The organism is Pseudoclavibacter sp. RFBB5 (assembly GCF_002931555.1).
Lineage (GTDB): Bacteria > Actinomycetota > Actinomycetes > Actinomycetales > Microbacteriaceae > Pseudoclavibacter.
Genome location: NZ_PSTZ01000007.1, coordinates 711,766 through 728,878, shown reverse-complemented (window position 1 = coordinate 728,878; position 17,113 = coordinate 711,766). Strand labels below are relative to the sequence as shown.

General features: G+C 68.0%; 15 protein-coding genes. 12 read left to right on the top strand and 3 right to left on the bottom strand.

The window, feature by feature from the left end:
* Positions 1-16: 16 nt before the first annotated feature.
* Entirely contained in the window at positions 17-1,924 is a 1,908-nt protein-coding gene (locus C5B97_RS11310) for a 2-dehydropantoate 2-reductase (RefSeq protein ID WP_104312127.1), read from the bottom strand.
* Positions 1,925-2,023: 99 nt separating this feature from the next.
* Between C5B97_RS11310 and truB the strand changes: the two genes are divergently transcribed.
* From truB to C5B97_RS11290, 4 genes are read left to right on the top strand one after another with little or no spacing between them, the layout of a single operon-like run.
* Positions 2,024-2,947, top strand: coding sequence for a tRNA pseudouridine(55) synthase TruB (truB, locus tag C5B97_RS11305; RefSeq protein ID WP_104312126.1), 924 nt, complete (start codon positions 2,024-2,026; stop codon positions 2,945-2,947).
* On the top strand, positions 2,944-3,330 hold the full coding sequence (locus C5B97_RS11300; RefSeq protein ID WP_104312125.1) for a hypothetical protein: 387 nt from the start codon (positions 2,944-2,946) through the stop codon (positions 3,328-3,330). Before truB ends, C5B97_RS11300 begins: the two co-directional genes overlap by 4 nt.
* On the top strand, positions 3,327-3,779 hold the full coding sequence (locus C5B97_RS11295; RefSeq protein WP_104312124.1) for a hypothetical protein: 453 nt from the start codon (positions 3,327-3,329) through the stop codon (positions 3,777-3,779). The genes C5B97_RS11300 and C5B97_RS11295 overlap by 4 nt, the downstream gene beginning before the upstream one ends.
* A complete protein-coding gene (locus tag C5B97_RS11290; protein WP_104312123.1) occupies positions 3,763-4,722 on the top strand; it encodes a bifunctional riboflavin kinase/FAD synthetase in 960 nt (319 codons plus the stop codon). Before C5B97_RS11295 ends, C5B97_RS11290 begins: the two co-directional genes overlap by 17 nt.
* Before the next feature lie 86 nt (positions 4,723-4,808).
* Here C5B97_RS11290 and C5B97_RS11285 read toward each other — a convergent pair whose 3' ends face one another.
* Complete coding sequence (locus tag C5B97_RS11285; protein WP_181026984.1) at positions 4,809-5,465, bottom strand: maleylpyruvate isomerase family mycothiol-dependent enzyme; 657 nt, start codon at positions 5,463-5,465, stop codon at positions 4,809-4,811.
* Positions 5,466-5,730: 265 nt separating this feature from the next.
* Between C5B97_RS11285 and C5B97_RS11280 the strand changes: the two genes are divergently transcribed.
* Complete coding sequence (locus C5B97_RS11280; protein ID WP_104312121.1) at positions 5,731-7,887, top strand: DEAD/DEAH box helicase; 2,157 nt, start codon at positions 5,731-5,733, stop codon at positions 7,885-7,887.
* Between the two features lie 51 nt (positions 7,888-7,938).
* A complete protein-coding gene (locus tag C5B97_RS11275; RefSeq protein ID WP_104253452.1) occupies positions 7,939-9,435 on the top strand; it encodes an aspartate ammonia-lyase in 1,497 nt (498 codons plus the stop codon).
* A gap of 97 nt (positions 9,436-9,532) precedes the next feature.
* Here the strand turns inward: C5B97_RS11275 and C5B97_RS11270 are convergent, their stop codons facing one another.
* Entirely contained in the window at positions 9,533-9,991 is a 459-nt protein-coding gene (locus tag C5B97_RS11270; protein ID WP_104312120.1) for a hypothetical protein, read from the bottom strand.
* Positions 9,992-10,158: 167 nt separating this feature from the next.
* Between C5B97_RS11270 and C5B97_RS11265 the strand changes: the two genes are divergently transcribed.
* The 6 genes from C5B97_RS11265 to C5B97_RS11240 all read left to right on the top strand — a co-directional run bounded on the left by C5B97_RS11265 (position 10,159) and on the right by C5B97_RS11240 (position 17,061).
* Positions 10,159-11,340 carry a PrsW family intramembrane metalloprotease gene (locus C5B97_RS11265; protein WP_104312119.1) on the top strand — a complete coding sequence of 394 codons (1,182 nt, stop codon included), beginning with the start codon at positions 10,159-10,161 and terminating at the stop codon, positions 11,338-11,340.
* A complete protein-coding gene (locus C5B97_RS11260) occupies positions 11,337-12,581 on the top strand; it encodes a PrsW family intramembrane metalloprotease (RefSeq protein WP_104312118.1) in 1,245 nt (414 codons plus the stop codon). Before C5B97_RS11265 ends, C5B97_RS11260 begins: the two co-directional genes overlap by 4 nt.
* Positions 12,582-12,584: 3 nt before the next feature.
* A complete protein-coding gene (locus tag C5B97_RS11255; protein ID WP_068480291.1) occupies positions 12,585-12,959 on the top strand; it encodes an FKBP-type peptidyl-prolyl cis-trans isomerase in 375 nt (124 codons plus the stop codon).
* Between the two features lie 109 nt (positions 12,960-13,068).
* Positions 13,069-13,338, top strand: a complete 270-nt coding sequence (rpsO, locus tag C5B97_RS11250; protein WP_104253448.1) for a 30S ribosomal protein S15 — start codon at positions 13,069-13,071, stop codon at positions 13,336-13,338.
* 125 nt (positions 13,339-13,463) lie between these two features.
* Positions 13,464-14,546, top strand: coding sequence for a polyphosphate kinase 2 (gene ppk2, locus C5B97_RS11245; protein WP_104312117.1), 1,083 nt, complete (start codon positions 13,464-13,466; stop codon positions 14,544-14,546).
* A gap of 256 nt (positions 14,547-14,802) precedes the next feature.
* Positions 14,803-17,061, top strand: a complete 2,259-nt coding sequence (locus tag C5B97_RS11240) for a polyribonucleotide nucleotidyltransferase (RefSeq protein WP_104312116.1) — start codon at positions 14,803-14,805, stop codon at positions 17,059-17,061.
* The last annotated feature ends 52 nt before the right edge of the window (positions 17,062-17,113 follow it).

Here is a 17,113-nt window from a genome sequence, read left to right as displayed (position 1 = left end):
GTTCGCCGGTGACTGCTCAGTCGCCGGCGAGCGCTATCTCCGCCGCTTCGCGTTCCACGATGAGTCCGTCGCTCTTCAGCGAGGCGATCGCACGCGTGAAGCGGTCTGCATCCGCACCGGATGGGGCGAGGTGCTGCTGCAGGAACGCGATCTCCACGCCGCCCGGGATCGACCGGAGCTCGCGGAGCACCAGGCCTCGCATCTCACGGTCGGAGCCGGCGAACGTTGCCTGGCGCTTCCTGGCGGCGCCGTTGGAGGCTGGCCGGCCAGCTCGGAACCACGCGCACAGGCCCATGACGGGGCACTCCTCGCACTTCGGCCGCTTTGCGGTGCAGACAACGGCACCCAGCTCCATCGCTGCGGCGTTCCAGGCGTTCGCGGCGTCGGGATCCGCGGGGGAGACTGCCCGCATCTCCGTGGCGTCGCGCACGGCAGACGGCCCCCACGGAGCCTCCACGCCCCCGAACGCGCGCGCGAGCACTCGACGAACATTCGTATCGACAACCGGTTCAGGCACGCCGTAGGCGAACGACATCACGGCTGATGCCGTGTAGGGACCGACGCCTGGCAGCGCGAGCAGCTCCTCGCGTGTGCGCGGGACGGCGCCAGCGTGGTCAGCCACGATGGAGCGGGCGCACGCGAGGAGCCAGAGAGCTCGCCGCGGGTAGCCGAGCCGATCCCAGAACCGGAGCACTTCGGCCTCCGATGCGGAGGCCATCGCAGCTGGCGTGGGCCAGCGGTCGATGAAGTCGAGCCATTTCGGTTCCACTCTGGCGGCCTGGGTCTGCTGCAGCATCGTCTCGCTCACGAGCACACCCCACGGCGTGGTCGTGGGCAGGCGCCACGCGAGCGCCCGATGGCCGCGGTCGAACCAGGCGTTGATGGCGGCCGTCACCGTTGAGCGGTGGACCGCGGAGGGGGAGAAGTGGGGTTGCCCGCGCTCGATGTCGTGGACGAGCTCCGCAAGGGTCGCGTTCACCGGAGCGGGCAGACCGAGCGCGCGAGCGTGGGCGACCACGGCTCCATTGAGTGCGTCGATCTCTGTCGCCTCGCCGCGGCGGATGCTCTGCAGCGTCGATGCGTAGTTCGGCGTCGGACCGAAGGCGGCGGACAGCTCGCGCGCCAGTCTCTCGTTCCGAGCGTTGGCGTCGCCCGGCTCGCGAGGTTGGCTGTTCGCGAGAGATGCGAGCGCCGCGTCGAACGGGCCGACCTCGACGTGGTGTGCGCCACTGGCCGCCGCGACGGTGAGCAGCTCGCCCATGCTCGCAGCGAGGACGCCCAGGAGGGTTGGGTGCTCACCCACTTCCTGCACGCTGAGCCCGGTGATGGCCGGCAGCGCGTTGACCTGATTGATGAGGAGCTTGCTCCACAGCGCTGAGGCCAGGTCATCGGTGGCCCGCGCCTCGATCGCGGGTGACAGATCCGCTGCGAGCTGCGCGAGGCGCGGAGCGTCGGCGCTGGATGCCGTTCCGAGCGTCAGTGATCCAGCCGCCGTTGCCCGGACCTCACCGGACGAGGGCCGGTTGACGGCGAACGTGGCAAGCCCTCCTGCGACGAATCCACTCCTCAGCGCCTCCGGAAGCGATGTGAGCATCCGTTCGACGGTCGACGCACCTTCGAGGCCGTTCTGCACGACGACCGTCACGGCGCGAGCCACCGCTTCGAGGTGCGGCTCGACCGCGCGCACGGTGTCCTGCGCCTTCACCGCGACCAGGATGAGGTCGAACGCTCCGGACAGCTCTCGGCGCGTCGCGAGCTCTGCGTCGTGCGTGCCGAACGCGCCGGTGAGCACGAGGTGCCGTCGGTCGGCGGGGGACATCCGCGCGTCATCTCGCTCGACGAGCACGACCTCGTGCCCTGCTCGATCCAGGAGGAGCGCCAGCGTACCCCCGACCGCGCCCGCGCCGATGACCGCAACCCGCATCTGATCTCCTCCGCGCGTGTGGAAGGGCGGTCGCCGGGATGTCCCGGCGCCGTCCGGTGGCCGGGAACGAGCCTACGGGCACCGTAGGATATTGGGGACATGACGACTCCATCTTCCGGCCCAAGCGGTGTCCTCCTCCTTGACAAGCCCCAGGGGCCGACGAGTCACACGCTCGTCGCGATGACGAGGCGGGCGCTCGGGACGCGGAAGGTCGGCCACGCCGGCACGCTCGACCCGATGGCGACCGGGCTCATGATCTTGGGCGTGGGCGGCGCCACGCGTCTCCTCACCTACTTCGTCGGCGACGACAAGGAGTACTTCGCGACGGTGCGTCTGGGGGTCTCGACGAACACCGAGGACGCGGAGGGGGAGGTCACAGCCACTGCCCCCGCGTCAGCTGTCGCGGCGGTCACCCCAGAGCGTGTGGAGGCGGCGATGTCTGCGCTTCGTGGGCCGATCAGCCAGATCCCCTCCGCGGTGAGTGCGATCAAGGTCGACGGGGTTCGTGCCTACAAGCGCGTTCGCGACGGCGAGGCCGTGCAGCTCGCAGCCCGCGACGTGACGATCTCCGAGCTCGAGCTCCTCGATTCGCGGTCGACGACCGCAGAAGAGCAGCCCGTCCTCGACCTCGACATCCGTGTCTCCTGCTCGTCCGGCACCTACATCAGGGCCCTGGCACGAGACCTCGGCGCTGCGCTCTCCACGGGTGCGCACCTGACGGCGCTCAGGCGCACGCGCGTCGGCGACTTCGGCATCGAGGATGCGGTCGCACCGGACGTGGACGACCTCGGAGCGCGCCTCCTGGCGCCGGCGCAAGCTGCGCTCCGACGGTTCCGCGCCTTCGAGGCGACCGCCGAGCAGGCTGCCGACCTCAGAAACGGCAAGAAGCTGCGCCTCGATGCGGGCGCCGACGACGGGGTGCTCGCCGCGATCGACCCGGACGGCGGCCTCATCGGCATCGCCAGAGCCAAGGCCGGCGTGCTCAAGTCGGAGTTCAACATGCCGACGGAGGCCAAGGCGTGATCGACTGGTTCACCTGGACGCTCTGCCTCGTGAGCGCCGCAGCCGGTGTCTTCTGCGTCATCGCGGGCGCCGCCGGCCGCAAGCCCGGCGATGTGACGGTGGGCGCCGTCGCCCTCGTCGAGCTGCTGCTCGTGGCGCAGCTCGTGATCGCGCTCATCGCGCCCGCGACGGGGAATGCGCCGGTCGGGGACGCCCTCGAGTTCTGGATGTACTGGGTGGTGGCGGTCATCATCCCGCCCGCGGCGGTCTTCTGGGGTCTCGTCGAGCGCACACGGTGGTCGACCGTGATCCTCGGCATCGCCGCCCTCACCGTCGGCGTGATGGTCTTCAGGATGCACCAGATCTGGATCGGCGCCAGCCCGTTCATCGGGGCACAGGCGTGAGCCGAGCCGAGCGCGAGCCCGGCAGCGACGGCGGGTACCAGGGTGCGCGGGGCTCGGGGCGAGTGCTGGTCGTCATCTACGCGGTGCTCGCGCTGGCGTCGATCGGCAGGAGCTCGTACCAGCTGCTCTCCAAGCTCGGCGAGGCGCCTCTCGCGTACTCGCTCTCCGCGGCCGCGGCGCTTGTGTACCTGCTCGCCACGATCGCGCTCGTCCGGCGCGGTCGCGTCTGGAATCGAATCGCCTGGTTCACGATCGTCTTCGAGCTCGTCGGCGTCCTCGTGGTCGGGTCGCTGACGGAGTTCCACCCGGAACTGTTCCCCTCCGACACCGTATGGTCGGACTTCGGGGTGGGCTACGCGTATATTCCTCTTGTGCTCCCGATCCTCGGCATCGCGTGGCTTGAGACGGGACGATCGAGACGAAAGAGGGAACGTGCGGCTGTTCACTGACCTGGCTGAGCTGCCTGTCGAGCTCGCGCCGAGTGCCATCACCGTCGGCAAGTTCGACGGGGTGCACCGCGGCCACCGGTGGCTGCTCTCGCGTCTCGTCGACGAGGCCTCCTCGCGCGGGCTGGAGCCGGTCGCGGTCACCTTCGACCGCCATCCGCTCTCGCTCATCACGCCTGGCGTCGAGCCAGAGCCGATCACGTCGCTGAGCCAGAAGATCGACCTGCTCGCCGAGACCGGCTTGGGCTCGACGATCGTGCTGCCGTTCGACGACACCCTCGCTGGCATGAGTCCGGAGGCGTTCGTCCGTGACCTGCTCGTGGGCACGCTCCGGATGCGGCTCATCGTCGTGGGACAGGACTTCCGTTTCGGCGCCAAGGGGGCCGGCGACGTCGCACTGCTGCGCGAGCTCGCCGCCAGCTGCGGATTCGAGATCGTCATCGCCGATGACGAGATGGCGGAGGACGAGCGCTCGCACGCCGAACGCCGCGCATCCTCGACCTGGGTTCGTGAGCTCCTCGCAGCCGGTGAGGTCCGTGCCGCCGCCGAAGTGCTCGGGCACAACCACACCGTGACGGGGGAGGTCGTCCACGGCGCGAAGCGCGGTCGGGAGCTCGGCTTCCCGACGGCGAACCTGTCGCCGGAGCTCGAGGGCCTCATTCCAGCCGACGGGGTCTACGCGGGCTGGTTCAGGGGCGGAGATCTGAGCGCTCCGGCGGCGATTTCGATCGGCAACAACCCCACCTTCGACGGGGTGCCCCGCAAGCAGGTCGAGGCGCACCTCATCGGCGAGACGGTCGACCTCTACGGGCTCATGGCCCACGTGGAGTTCGTCGAGCGGATACGCGGCATGGAGAAGTTCGACAGCATCGACGCGCTCAAGGACCGCATGGCGCTCGATGTCGTCGAGGCTGCAGAGACGCTCGGCGGCAGCTACGCCGTCTGAGTCGCACTTCCGGGGAGATCCGACAGATCGTCGGCGCCCGCCGGAGGCCGGACCGATCGTCTCAGCGTGGGCACCGTGGGACGTGCTTAGTCGTCGAGCTGCACGCCGCGCCCGAAGAGCTTGAGCACGAGCTGCGCCGCGGTCCCCTCGACCACAGGTCCCTTGTCGCCGATCTGCCACCGCGCATCTGTCGCGCGGAGCCGATTGCGCTTCGCGAGGGATGCCGCCGAGCTGAGCGGCACCCTCGTGCGCACGAGGGCAACCGCGCTCGTCGACCGTGGGCTGAGACGGATCCGCAGACCGAGCGCCTCGGTCATGTCGTAGGTGTGCACGACCGCCTCGGTGAGCTCGGAGATACCGGCTCGCGTCGGGGAGACGACCTTCGTGGCCGCGATGGAGCGGATGCGCGCGACGAGTTCCTCGGTCGGGGCTGCTCCCTCGCGCTTCGCGATGTCGTCCAGGTAGGCGTCGACCCGCAGTCCCTTGCGGAAGACGCCCTTGGACGCCTCACGCACGAGGGAGGATGTGGGGGAGCCGAGTCTCCAGGCGAGGTGCCCGGCCACGTCACGAACGCTCCAGCCGTCGCACTTGCTGGGAGTCTCCCATTGTTCGGGCGTCAACCCTGCGAGCAGCGTGGCGGTGCGGTCGAGCGTCGTCGCGATGTGAGCGCTCCAGTCGCCGGCGACCCGCTTCGACGGCGTGAAGTACGGCCGGTCGGGATCTGGGAAAGGGCGTTGTGGCACCTGACGATTATCGCACCCGCGCAGAGTCTGTGCGGGGCAACGACACGTCGTTCCCGAGTCGAAACCTGCGGGTCGCCTGGCGTACACTGTCAACGCTGGTGTCTGAGGGAATCTGAACTCTCCTCGATACCTGCATGACATCCGGGAGCTCGTCACTCGAGTGGGCCGACGCCCGCCTCACTGCCGGTCGCCGCGTTCGGCGCCGATGCTGCGACCTCCGCCCGGCTCAACTTCCCGATCCCTGCCACGTTGCATAAGGAGGGGCATGTCTCGTAGGACACGCGCCCAAGCCGGCGGTCGCGCCGGCGTTCACACGGCGCCCCGCCACCGTAAGCCCGTCGACAACACCGGCGTCATCCCTCAGCTCGCCAAGGCGGCGAGGGAAGTCGAGGCCTCCGCTCAGCGAGGCAAGGTCTCGCCGTCGAATCGCACGAAGTTCCAGGTCATCGCCCTGCTGATGCGCGAAGAGCGCGCGAAGGCGAAGGAGTCGACGGAGCTCGGCGAGCACGACAGGGCCGAGGCGCTCAAGCGTCTCGACGGTCTCGCCTCGATCCTCGCGAAGACCGCTGCCCGTGACACGTCGCTCATCAGCCTGCTCGAACCGGGCGCTCCCGTCAGCGAGGCGGCGAAGGCCCTGCGCAAGCAGATGCTCTTCGCTGGCGGCATCGAGATGGTCGTCGACGAGCAGCCGGAACCCGAGGCCCAGGCGGAGAAGCTGCCGCCGGAGATCGCGCAACGTCAGGTCCTTCCCGGGTCCGTCAAGGCGCGGACGCGTTCCAACCCGTTCCTCGCTCCCGTGCTCACCAGCGTGAACACGACGACGCCGCACTATTCGCGCCTCTCCAACTGGGAGCTGCTCGGGCCGCTGCTCCGTGCCTTCGAGACCGGTGCGGGCGGCAACGCGGCTTCGATGGAGCTGCCTCCCGCCCCTCGGTGGGACCGAATCTCCCCGCCAGGGCAGGAGCTCATGGATCACCAGGCGAGGCTCCTCGCGAGCGTCGCCGAGGGGCACAGGGCGTACCTGCTCGCCGACGAGCCCGGACTCGGCAAGACCGCGCAGGCACTGCTCGCAGCGTCGGTCGCCGACGCGTATCCGCTGCTGTGCGTCGTCCCGAACGTCGTGAAGACGAACTGGGCACGCGAGGTCCAGCGATGGACCCCGAACCGCCGCGTCACCGTCATCTCCGGTGACGGTCAGGGCATCGACGCCTTCGCGGACGTGTTCGTCGTCAACTACGAGATCCTTGACCGCCACCTGGGGTGGCTCACCTCTCTCGGGTTCAAGGGCATGGTGCTCGACGAGGCGCACTTCATCAAGAACCTGCAGTCGCAGCGGTCGCGGTTGGTCATGCAGCTCGCGAACAGCATCCGCGCGCGCGTTCCAGGCGCAGACCCGCTGCTCATGGCGCTGACGGGAACGCCGCTCATCAACGACGTCGACGACTTCAAGGCCATCTGGCAGTTCCTCGGCTGGCTCGAGGGCGATCGGCCCTCCCAGCTGCTGCTCGATCGCCTGGACGAGACGGGACTCGTGCCGAGCGACCCCGGCTTCCTCGCCGCCGCGCGACAGACGGTCATCGATCTCGGCATCGTGCGCAGGCGGAAGATCGACGTCGCGGCGGACCTCCCCGCGAAGCGTGTCGTCGACATGCCTGTCGAGCTCGACTCCGACGAAGGCCGGAGCATCCGAGCGGCGGAGGCGGCGCTCGTCGCGCGCCTCCTGGAGCGCTACCGCCAGATGGCGTCTGCCGCGGGTCTCGAACCCGGCGTCGTCGACCTCGATCGGGTGCGGATGATCGCACGACAGGAAGTCGAGGAGTCGAAGGCCTCCTCGACTGGAGCGAGCATCTTCACCATGCTCCGCACGATCGGTGCCGCCAAGGCGCGCCTCGCCGCGGAGTACGCGGGGCAGATCGCGCGTTCGGCCGGCAAGGTCGTGTTCTTCGCGAAGCACATCGAGGTCATGGACGCGGCCGAGCGCACCTTCGCCGAGAACGAGATCTCATCCGTCTCCATCCGTGGCGACCAGTCGCCAACGGCGCGCCAGGCCGCGATCGATGCCTTCCAGAACGACCCGAGCGTGCAGGTGGTCGTCTGCTCGCTCCTCGCCGCCGGCGTCGGCCTCAACCTGCAGGCCGCGTCTGACGTGGTGCTCGCCGAGCTCAGCTGGACCGCAGCCGAGCAGACTCAGGCCATCGACCGCGTGCACCGCATCGGTCAGGAAGAGCCGGTCACGGCGTGGCGCATCGTCGCGGCCCAGACCATCGATGCCCGCATCGCGGAGCTGATCGACGCCAAGCAGGGCCTCGCGCTGCGGGCGCTCGAGGGCATCGACACGGGTGAGCAGTCCGCCGACAGCATCCAGGTGGATGCGCTCGCGAGTCTCCTCGAAGCGGCGATCCGAGGAGCGCGCCGGCAGTAGGCTGAGGTCAGCGCGGAAACTCAGACGACGAAGTTGGAGGACCATCAGGTCATGTCAGAAACGCAGGAATTCCGTGTCGAACGCGACTCGCTCGGCGAGATGCGGATCCCCGCAGGTGCCTACTGGGGCGTGAACACCGCGCGTGCCCTCGAGAACTTCTCGATCAGCCGACGACAGATCAGCGTGTACCCGGACTTCATCGTGGCCTACGCGCAGGTCAAGCAGGCGGCGGCACGTGCGAACCTCGAGATCGGCGTGCTCGATCAGGAACGCTCGTGGCTCATCGATCGCGCCTGCCAGGACATCATCGACGGCAAGCTCCACGAGGAGTTCGTCGTCGGTGTCATCCAGGGCGGCGCGGGCACGAGCACGAACATGAACGTGAACGAGGTCATCGCCAACCGAGCGCTCGAGCTCGCCGGCCGGCCGTTCGGCGACTACGAGTTCCTCTCGCCGAACGACCACGTCAACCGCTCGCAGTCGACCAATGACACGTACCCGAGCGCCGTCAAGGTGGCGCTCGTGCACGCCACCGAACGGCTCATCGACGAGTTCACGCTTCTGCAGAACGCGTTCCGCGTCAAGGGGAGCGAGTTCAAGCACATCCTGAAGATCGGTCGCACGCAGCTGCAGGACGCGGTGCCGATGACTCTCGGCCAGGAGTTCAGCGGCTTCTCGACGACGATCGGCGAGGACATCGAGCGCCTGCGCGACGTGCTGCCGCTGCTCCTCGAGCTCAACCTCGGCGCGACGGCGATCGGCACCGGCATCACGGCGGAAGCGAGCTACGCGTCCGCGGTCATGCGACAGCTTCGCAAGATCACGGGCTACAACGACCTGCAGACGGCGCACGACCTCATCGAGGCCACGAGCGACACGGGCGTCTTCATGTCGCTCTCGAGCGTCATCAAGCGCACGGCGATGAAGCTGTCGAAGATCTGCAATGACCTGCGACTGCTGTCGTCCGGCCCGCAGGCAGGTCTCGGCGAGATCAACCTGCCGGCACGCCAGGCAGGTTCGTCGATCATGCCGGGCAAGGTCAACCCGGTCATTCCTGAGGCGGTCAATCAGGTCGCGTTCGTCATCGCGGGTGCCGACGTGACGATCTCCATGGCCTCCGAGGCCGGTCAGCTGCAGCTCAACGCGTTCGAGCCCGTCATGCTGCACACGCTCATGCAGAACTCGGCCTGGCTCCGCAGGGCAGCCCGCACCCTGCGGGTGAACTGCATCGACGGCATCACCGCCAACGAGGAGCTTCTCGAGTCCAGGGTCTCGAGCTCCGTCGGCGTCGTGACGGCCCTGACGCCGTACATCGGCTACTCGGAGGCCTCGAAGCTCGCGAAGGAGGCCCTCAACACGAAGGCCACCATCGCGGACCTCGTCGTCGAGCGGGGGCTCCTCAGCCGAGAAGAGGTCACGAGCATCCTCTCGCCTGAACGTCTCTCGGGTATTCAGGCCGTGACGAGCGCCATCCCGATCATCACGCAGGCTCAGGCCATGGCGCTCGAGGACAGCCTCGACCGAGCCGACCTGCGCGACTTCTCGTAGCGTCCGCCCGTCGCTCGCGAGGCGCGCGTCTTGCAAGGAGTTCGGCCCCGCCGGTGCGCGTGCACCGGCGGGGCCGAACCGGTCAAGCCTCGTGAGGTCAGTTGGACGGTTTCTCGTCGGATGCGGCGGGGGAGTCGTCGGCGCGAGCCGCGTGGCGGGGCGACGCCGTCTCAGTGGGGGAGACCATGGCGTCCGCGTCATCGTCCTCGAAGGTCTCGAGCACGTCCTCGCGGGCCTGGCCGGCGCGGACGAGCGTCTGCACCTGGGACTCGATGCTCTTCTCGACTTCCTCCTCGACCCGACGCTTGACGTCGTCGAACCCATCGTCGACTCGCTTGCGCATGTCCTCGAGCTGCTCGTCCACGCGCCGGCGCATGTCCTCGAGCTGGGTGTCGCTGCGTCGCCGCAGATCCTCCGCCGAGACCGTCATGCGCTCGGCGAACGCCTTCGACTTGCCGCCGATGTCCTTCGCGACCTCTTCTGCATGCACGCGACTCGTGCTGATACCAGCGATGAAGCCGACAGTGGCACCGAGAAGGAATCCGAGACGCATCATGGGTCCCAATCTACCGTGCGACTGCCGCCGCCGACTGGCCGTTCGCTCGACGCGCCCCGGCTTGGCTAAGCTGACCGCAGCGTGTCGACGAGACGGGGCAACCCGCGCGCGCCGCGATCCCGGCAGCCCCTGATCCGGACACCCACCCAACGCACGGAGGACCATCGATGAGCAGTGCCACGTCCGTCGCGCCGAAGAAGCGTCGGAGGCTGACGCGCGGCAGGCTCACCTGGCTGCTGCTGCTCGGCTTCGCCGTCCTGCTCTCCGTCGGCGTCGTCGCGTGGCTCTTCAGCGAGCTGCGCTTCGCCGCCCTCACCATGGCCATCCCAGCCCTCGTCCCGCTCGGCCTCGTGCTCGCCGCAGTCTGGTGGCTCGACAGATGGGAGCCGGAGCCCCGCATCCTGCTTGCCTTCGGGCTGTTCTGGGGAGCAGGCGCATCCGTCGTCGGCACCCTCGTGACGGGCGGGATGATGCTCGACGTCGCGCGGTCCTACCTGTCGACCGAAGGTGACGTCAGCAAGTTCTCCGTGCTGATCCAGGCGCCCGTCTCGGAGGAGGCCATCAAGGCCGTCGGGCTGTTTCTGATCCTGGTGTTCGCGAGGCGACACTTCGACAGCCCGCTCGACGGGTTCAGCTACGCCGCCGTCATCGGGGCCGGCTTCGCCTTCACCGAGAACATCATCTACTTCTCGCAGGCAGCCGACTCCGCCGCGGGTTTCGCGTCCACGTTCATCGTGCGTGGCATCCTCTCGCCGTTCGCGCACGCCCTCTTCACGGGCATCACCGGCATGGCGATCGGCTGGGGAGCCCGGCGCGGCGGATGGATGCGCCCCGTCCTCATGGGGCTCGGCGGCCTGGTCATCGCGATTCTCGCGCACGCCTTCTGGAACGGAGGCAGCCTTCTCATCCTGCCGCTCCTCGGCGTCGACCCCACCAACCAGTTCGGATGGCTCATCTTCTACCTCGTCGTCCAGCTGCCCATCTTCCTGCTGCTCGCCTGGCTTCTCGTGAAGCTGCACGACCGCGACCGTCTCATCATCGTCGACCGGCTCGGCGAGTACGCAGACGCCGGCTGGTTCACGACCTCAGAGGTCGCCATGATCGGTGACTGGAGCGCACGGGAGCAGGCCTTCGCGTGGGCCAAGTCGGTGAGCCCCGAAGCCGACCGCGCGATGCGTGGTTTCGTGCAGGACTCGTCCCGCTTGGCCTTCGCCCGCGAGCACGCGCGTGTCAACAAGCGCGATCCGAACCGACGCGTCGTGGAGAAGCGGATGCTCGACCGCGTCAAGGAGCACCGCTCGCAGCTTGCCGCGTTCGGCGTCGCCGGCACCAGGTCGGCCGCGTCGTGACCGCGCCTCAGCCACAGCAGGGTGCCTGGGCGGCAGCCGGCGCGCAGCGTCAGCTCGACCCGCAGTTCGCGGTCCCGCAGCCCCCGACCAGGGGCGAACTCGCGATGCGCATCACCACGATCGTCGTGATGAGCCTCGCGGCGCTCATCATCGCCGTCGTCCTCTTCCTCGCCTACCTCGGCAGCAGCGACGTGGTGCTCCTCGGCAGCGTCCTGGCCGCCCTCATCCCGCTCTTCGTCGTTTGGATGGTCGTCTGGCTCATCGACCGCTGGGAGCCGGAGCCGCGCATCCTGCTCATCGGGGCGGTGTTCTGGGGTGGCGGCATCGCGGTCGGCGGTGCGCTGCTCACCGGTCTGGTGCGCGAAGCGCTCCTGCCCGGCGCACTCCCGGCCTGGTGGGGGCCGTCCGTCGAGGCTCCCGTCGGCGAGGAGATCTGGAAGGGCCTCGGCCTCATCGTCATCTATGCGGTGGCTCGGCGCCACTTCAACGGCCCGACCGACGGCCTTGTCTACGGTGCGCTGCTCGGCGCCGGGTTCGCCTTCACCGAGAACATCCTCTACTTCTCCTCGATGTGGCAGGAGGCAGGCGTCGGCGGGTTCGTCGCCCAGTACTTCATCCGCGGTATAGCCCTTCCGCTTCTGCATCCGATGTGCGTCTCCCTGACGGGGATCGGCATGGGCATCGGCGCACGCCGCGGTGGCTGGGGATCCGCGCTCGGGGGCTTCGCGCTCGGCCTGATTCCCGCCATGGGACTGCACGCGCTCTGGAACGTGGGCTCCGGCCTCGTGCAGCAGTCCGCGGGCATCCTCGGCCTCATCCTGTTCTTCGCCGTCGTGATGGTGCCCATCTTCATCGCCTGGGTCGTCACGATCTTCCTGCTTCGGAGGAGAGACGCGCGCATCATCGTCGACCGACTCTCCGAGTACGCGGCCGTCGGCTGGTACTCGCCCGCGGAGATCAGAATGCTCTCGACCATGCGGGGCAGGTCGAGCGCACGCGCCTGGGCGCGACGCTCAGGGAAGCGCGCTGACAAGGCCATGCGTGACTTCATCACGGAGTCCACGCGTCTTGCCAGTGTGCGTCACCAGGTCGTCCTCGACCCCAATCGGACCAGCAAGCTGCTGGACGAGCGGCTCCTCCTGCGCCGTCTCGGCGAGCTTCGCGGCGAGCTCATCATGGCGCAGGCGCAGCCGCACGGCGCGTCATCCGGGACTCGTCCAGGCTCCGGCGCTTGGATGTAGGACATGACAAACACTGATCGCACCAAGCCAGAAGTCGACTTCCCAGGTGGAGAGGCACCAGCAGAGCTGGTCATCGAAGACATCATCGTGGGCGACGGGGCAGTCGCGGAGCCGTCCTCGACGGTCGACGTGCACTACCTCGGCGTCGAATTCGAGTCGGGGGAGGAGTTCGACTCCTCGTGGAACCGTGGCGAGTCGGTCAACTTCCCGCTCAAGGCGCTCGTGCGCGGCTGGCAGGAAGGCATTCCCGGCATGCAGGTCGGTGGACGGCGCAAGCTCGTGCTCCCACCCCACCTCGCCTACGGCGCGGCAGGCGGAGGACACCCGCTGTCCGGCAAGACGCTCGTCTTCATCATCGACCTGCTGGGTGTGAGCTGAGCCTTCGAACCTGATATGCTCTTTCGGTTGCCGTGAAACGGCCGCGGATCAAGAGAGCTCGCACACTGTGTGCTGAGCGCCGCGCAACGAAAGAGAAGGGGGTCTGTCAATGGCACTAAGCGCTGAGGGCAAGAAGGCCATCATCGAAGAGTACGCAACGCACCCGGGTGATACTGGCTCCCCTGAAGTTCAGGTTGCCATCCTCTCCACGCGAATCAAGGAGCTCACCGAGCACCTCAAGGAGCACAAGCACGACCACCACTCGCGTCGTGGTCTCCTGCTGCTTGTGGGTCAGCGTCGTCGTCTGCTCGGCTACCTCGCCGACGTCGACATCGCGCGTTACCGTTCGCTCATCGGACGACTCGGCCTCCGCCGCTAAGCACTTGCTGCGAAGAGCCCCTGCCATCGGCAGGGGCTCTTTTCGCGTTCGACGGGCTGACCGCGTGCGAGAAGTCGAACCGTCTCGGCGGTGCCCGCTCGCCGAGGCGCGACTAGGCTGTCGTCATGGCAGCCTCTCGCACCCCAGCTCAGCACCAGGCAGGTTCAAAGGGCCAGGCAAAGGCCGCATCCGACGGCGCTGGAGCCCTCGTCGATGGAAGCAAGGCTGCCGATGGCGCGAACGGTCGCTCCCGCAGATCCGCCCAAGGAACTCAGACCGCGTACCGCCTGAACCGGGCGGGTATCCCGGACACGACTCCCGAGATCGACGAGCTGGCAGAGCTGCGAGACGAGGACCCGCTCGGCGAGGCCTGGCGGCACGGCTACCCGTACGACACGAAGCTCCCGCGCAAGGAGTATGAGAAGCAGAAGCGCGCACTGCAGATCGAGCTGCTGAAGCTCCAGACCTGGGTCAAGGAGACCGGCCAGAAGGTCGTCATCATCTTCGAGGGGCGTGACGCGGCAGGCAAGGGCGGGGCGATCAAGCGCTTCATGGAGCACCTGAACCCCCGCGGTGCACGCACCGTCGCGCTCGAGAAGCCCACGGAGAAAGAGCAATCGCAGTGGTACTTCCAGCGCTACGTCGAGCACCTGCCTTCCGGTGGCGAGATCGTGCTCCTCGACCGCTCCTGGTACAACCGTGCTGGCGTCGAGCGCGTCATGGGCTACTGCACGCCGACGGAGTACCTCGAGTTCACCCGGTCGGCTCCTGAGTTCGAGCGGATGCTCGTGAACTCCGGCACCACGATCATCAAGTTCTGGTTCTCCGTCGGTCGGGCCGAGCAGCTCGCTCGCTTCGCCGCCCGGCGGGACGACCCGGTGCGCCAGTGGAAGCTGAGCCCGACCGACCTCGCCTCGTTGGACAAGTGGGACGAGTACAGCGAGGCCAAGGAGGCGATGTTCTTCTACACGGACACCGCGGAGTCGCCGTGGACGGTCGTCAAGTCGAACGACAAGAAGCGGGCGAGGCTCGAGGCCATGCGCTACGTCCTCTCGCAGTTCGACTACCCGTCGAAGGACGAGGGCGTCGCGCACGCGGCCGACAAGAAGATCGTCGGATCCCCGAGCAAGCTCTACGACGAGGGGGAGAAGCCGACCGGTGAGTTCCCGCTCGTGACGGAGCTGCCTCGAGCGTCGCGCAAGAAATAGGGCCAGGTCTGCAGTGTTGCGCGGCTCGTCGGCAATCGCCGCACGGGTTCCAGCTGCTCGGTGCCCTCCGCTGGTAGAGTCGATGTCGCAAACACTCAAGATACGCGGGGCGGCGAGTAGCTGGTCCTCGGTGGTGGGTTCCTGTCGTGGCTTCGCGTCGAAGCGCGAACAAGACAGAGGTCTTCTACTGACGATCAGCCCGGGATGACCCGGTCGCGCTTTCCCTTCGCGTGCACACGCAAAAGGAGGAGACCTCTTGGAAGGTCCCGAAATCAAGTTCTCTGAAGTCGTTCTCGACAACGGCAAGCACGGCCAGCGCAAGATCCGCTTCGAAGCAGGGCGCCTCGCCCAGCAGGCGCAGGGCTCCGCCGTCGCCTACCTCGACGACGAGACCATGCTGCTCTCGGCCACGAGCATCTCGAAGAATCCGAAGGAGAACTTCGACTTCTTCCCGCTCACGATCGACGTCGAGGAACGCAGCTACGCCGCCGGAAAGATCCCCGGATCGTTCTTCCGCCGTGAGGGTCGCCCCTCGACCGAGGCCATCCTGGTCTGCCGCTTGATCGACCGCCCTCTGCGCCCGTCCTTCGTCAAGGGCCTGCGCAACGAGGTCCAGGTCGTCGTCACCGTGCTCTCCATCGCACCGGGCGAGTTCTACGACGCCCTCGCCATCAACGCCGCGTCGCTCTCGTCGCAGCTGAGCGGCGTGCCGTTCTCTGGCCCGATCGCCGGTGTGCGTCTCGCGCTCATCGACGGCCAGTGGGTCGCATTCCCGAAGTTCGAGCAGCTCGCTGACGCGGTCTTCGACCTCACCGTCGCCGGCCGCCTCGTCACCAAGGCTGACGGCACCGAAGACATCGCCATCATGATGGTCGAGGCCGAGGCCACCGAGCACGCGTGGGGCCTCATCCAGGCCGGCGCGCAGAAGCCGGACGAAGCGGTCGTCGCACAGGGCCTCGAGGCCGCGAAGCCGTTCCTCACGCAGCTCGTGAAGGCACAGCAGGAGCTCGCAGACCAGGCCGCGAAGCCCGTCGTCGAGTACCCCGTCTTCCTCCCGTACACGCAGGAGGCGCTCGACGCCGTCACCGCGCTCTCGCACGACGGCCTCGTCGACGTGTACCAGATCGCCGGCAAGGTCGAGCGACAGGACGCGGACGACGCCCTCAAGGCGAGCGTCAAGGAGCAGATCGCCGCGAAGATCGAAAGCGGAGAGCTCGACGCTTCCGTCGCCGGTCAGGTGTCCGCCGCGTACAAGACCGTCACGAAGGACGTCGTCCGCGGACGCATCCTCCGTGAGGGCAAGCGCATGGACGGACGCGGCGTCGCCGACATCCGCCAGCTCGACGCAGAGGTCGACGTCGTGCCTCGCGTGCACGGCTCGGCTATCTTCCAGCGTGGCGAGACGCAGATCCTCGGCGTCACCACGCTGAACATGCTCAAGCTCGAGCAGCAGATCGACTCGCTCTCGCCGATCACGTCGAAGCGCTACCTGCACCACTACAACTTCCCGCCGTACTCGACGGGTGAGACCGGACGCGTCGGCTCGCCGAAGCGTCGCGAGATCGGGCACGGCTTCCTCGCCGAGCGCGCTATCGTGCCGGTGCTCCCCAGCCGCGAGGAGTTCCCCTACGCGATCCGCCAGGTCTCGGAGGCGCTCAGCTCGAACGGCTCGACGTCGATGGGCTCGGTCTGCGCCTCCACGCTGTCGCTCCTCAACGCCGGCGTGCCGCTGCGCGCGCCCGTTGCCGGCATCGCCATGGGCCTCGTCTCCGACGAGGTCGACGGAGAGACGCGCTACGCCGCCCTCACCGACATCCTCGGCGCTGAGGACGCACTCGGCGACATGGACTTCAAGGTCGCCGGCACGGCCGAGTTCGTGACGGCCATCCAGCTCGACACGAAGCTCGACGGCATCCCGACGTCGGTCCTCGACGGCGCGCTGACCCAGGCTCGGGATGCTCGCATCCAGATCCTCGACAAGGCGATCAACGCAGTCATCGACACGCCGGATGAGCTGGCAGCCACGGCTCCGCGCATCATCTCGGTCCGCGTGCCGATCGACAAGATCGGCGAGGTGATCGGGCCAAAGGGCAAGGTCATCAACCAGATCCAGGACGACACCGGCGCCGACATCTCGATCGAGGACGACGGCACCGTGTACATCGGCGCTGTCGATGGTCCGTCCGCCGAAGCCGCTCGGGCAGCGGTGAACGCGATCGCGAACCCGACCAACCCCGAGGTCGGCGAGCAGTACCTGGGCACGGTCGTCAAGATCGCGTCGTTCGGTGCCTTCGTCTCGCTCCTCCCGGGCAAGGACGGCCTCCTGCACATCTCCGAGGTGCGCAAGCTCGCCGGTGGCAAGCGCGTCGAGAACGTCGAGGACGTGCTCGGAGTCGGCCAGAAGATCCTCGTCGAGATCACCAAGGTCGACGACCGTGGAAAGCTGTCGCTCGCCCCAGTGGTCGAGGAAGCAGCGGCTGAAGAGGGCGTCGCCCTCGAGGCAGGCGCCGAGTAACTCCGGCCCCGTATCGCCGAGACGGCCCCGCGCATCCCTGCGCGGGGCCGTC

Excerpts from the sequence above, each read along its gene's own strand:
- ppk2 (WP_104312117.1), top strand. The coding sequence starts at position 13,464 with ATGGCAGCCTCTCGCACCCCAGCTCAGCACCAGGCAGGTTCAAAGGGC.
- C5B97_RS11310 (WP_104312127.1), bottom strand. The coding sequence starts at position 1,924 with ATGCGGGTTGCGGTCATCGGCGCGGGCGCGGTCGGGGGTACGCTGGCG.
- C5B97_RS11255 (WP_068480291.1), top strand. The coding sequence starts at position 12,585 with ATGACAAACACTGATCGCACCAAGCCAGAAGTCGACTTCCCAGGTGGA.
- C5B97_RS11265 (WP_104312119.1), top strand. The coding sequence starts at position 10,159 with ATGAGCAGTGCCACGTCCGTCGCGCCGAAGAAGCGTCGGAGGCTGACG.
- rpsO (WP_104253448.1), top strand. The coding sequence starts at position 13,069 with ATGGCACTAAGCGCTGAGGGCAAGAAGGCCATCATCGAAGAGTACGCA.
- C5B97_RS11275 (WP_104253452.1), top strand. The coding sequence starts at position 7,939 with ATGTCAGAAACGCAGGAATTCCGTGTCGAACGCGACTCGCTCGGCGAG.
- truB (WP_104312126.1), top strand. The coding sequence starts at position 2,024 with ATGACGACTCCATCTTCCGGCCCAAGCGGTGTCCTCCTCCTTGACAAG.
- C5B97_RS11280 (WP_104312121.1), top strand. The coding sequence starts at position 5,731 with ATGTCTCGTAGGACACGCGCCCAAGCCGGCGGTCGCGCCGGCGTTCAC.
- C5B97_RS11270 (WP_104312120.1), bottom strand. The coding sequence starts at position 9,991 with ATGATGCGTCTCGGATTCCTTCTCGGTGCCACTGTCGGCTTCATCGCT.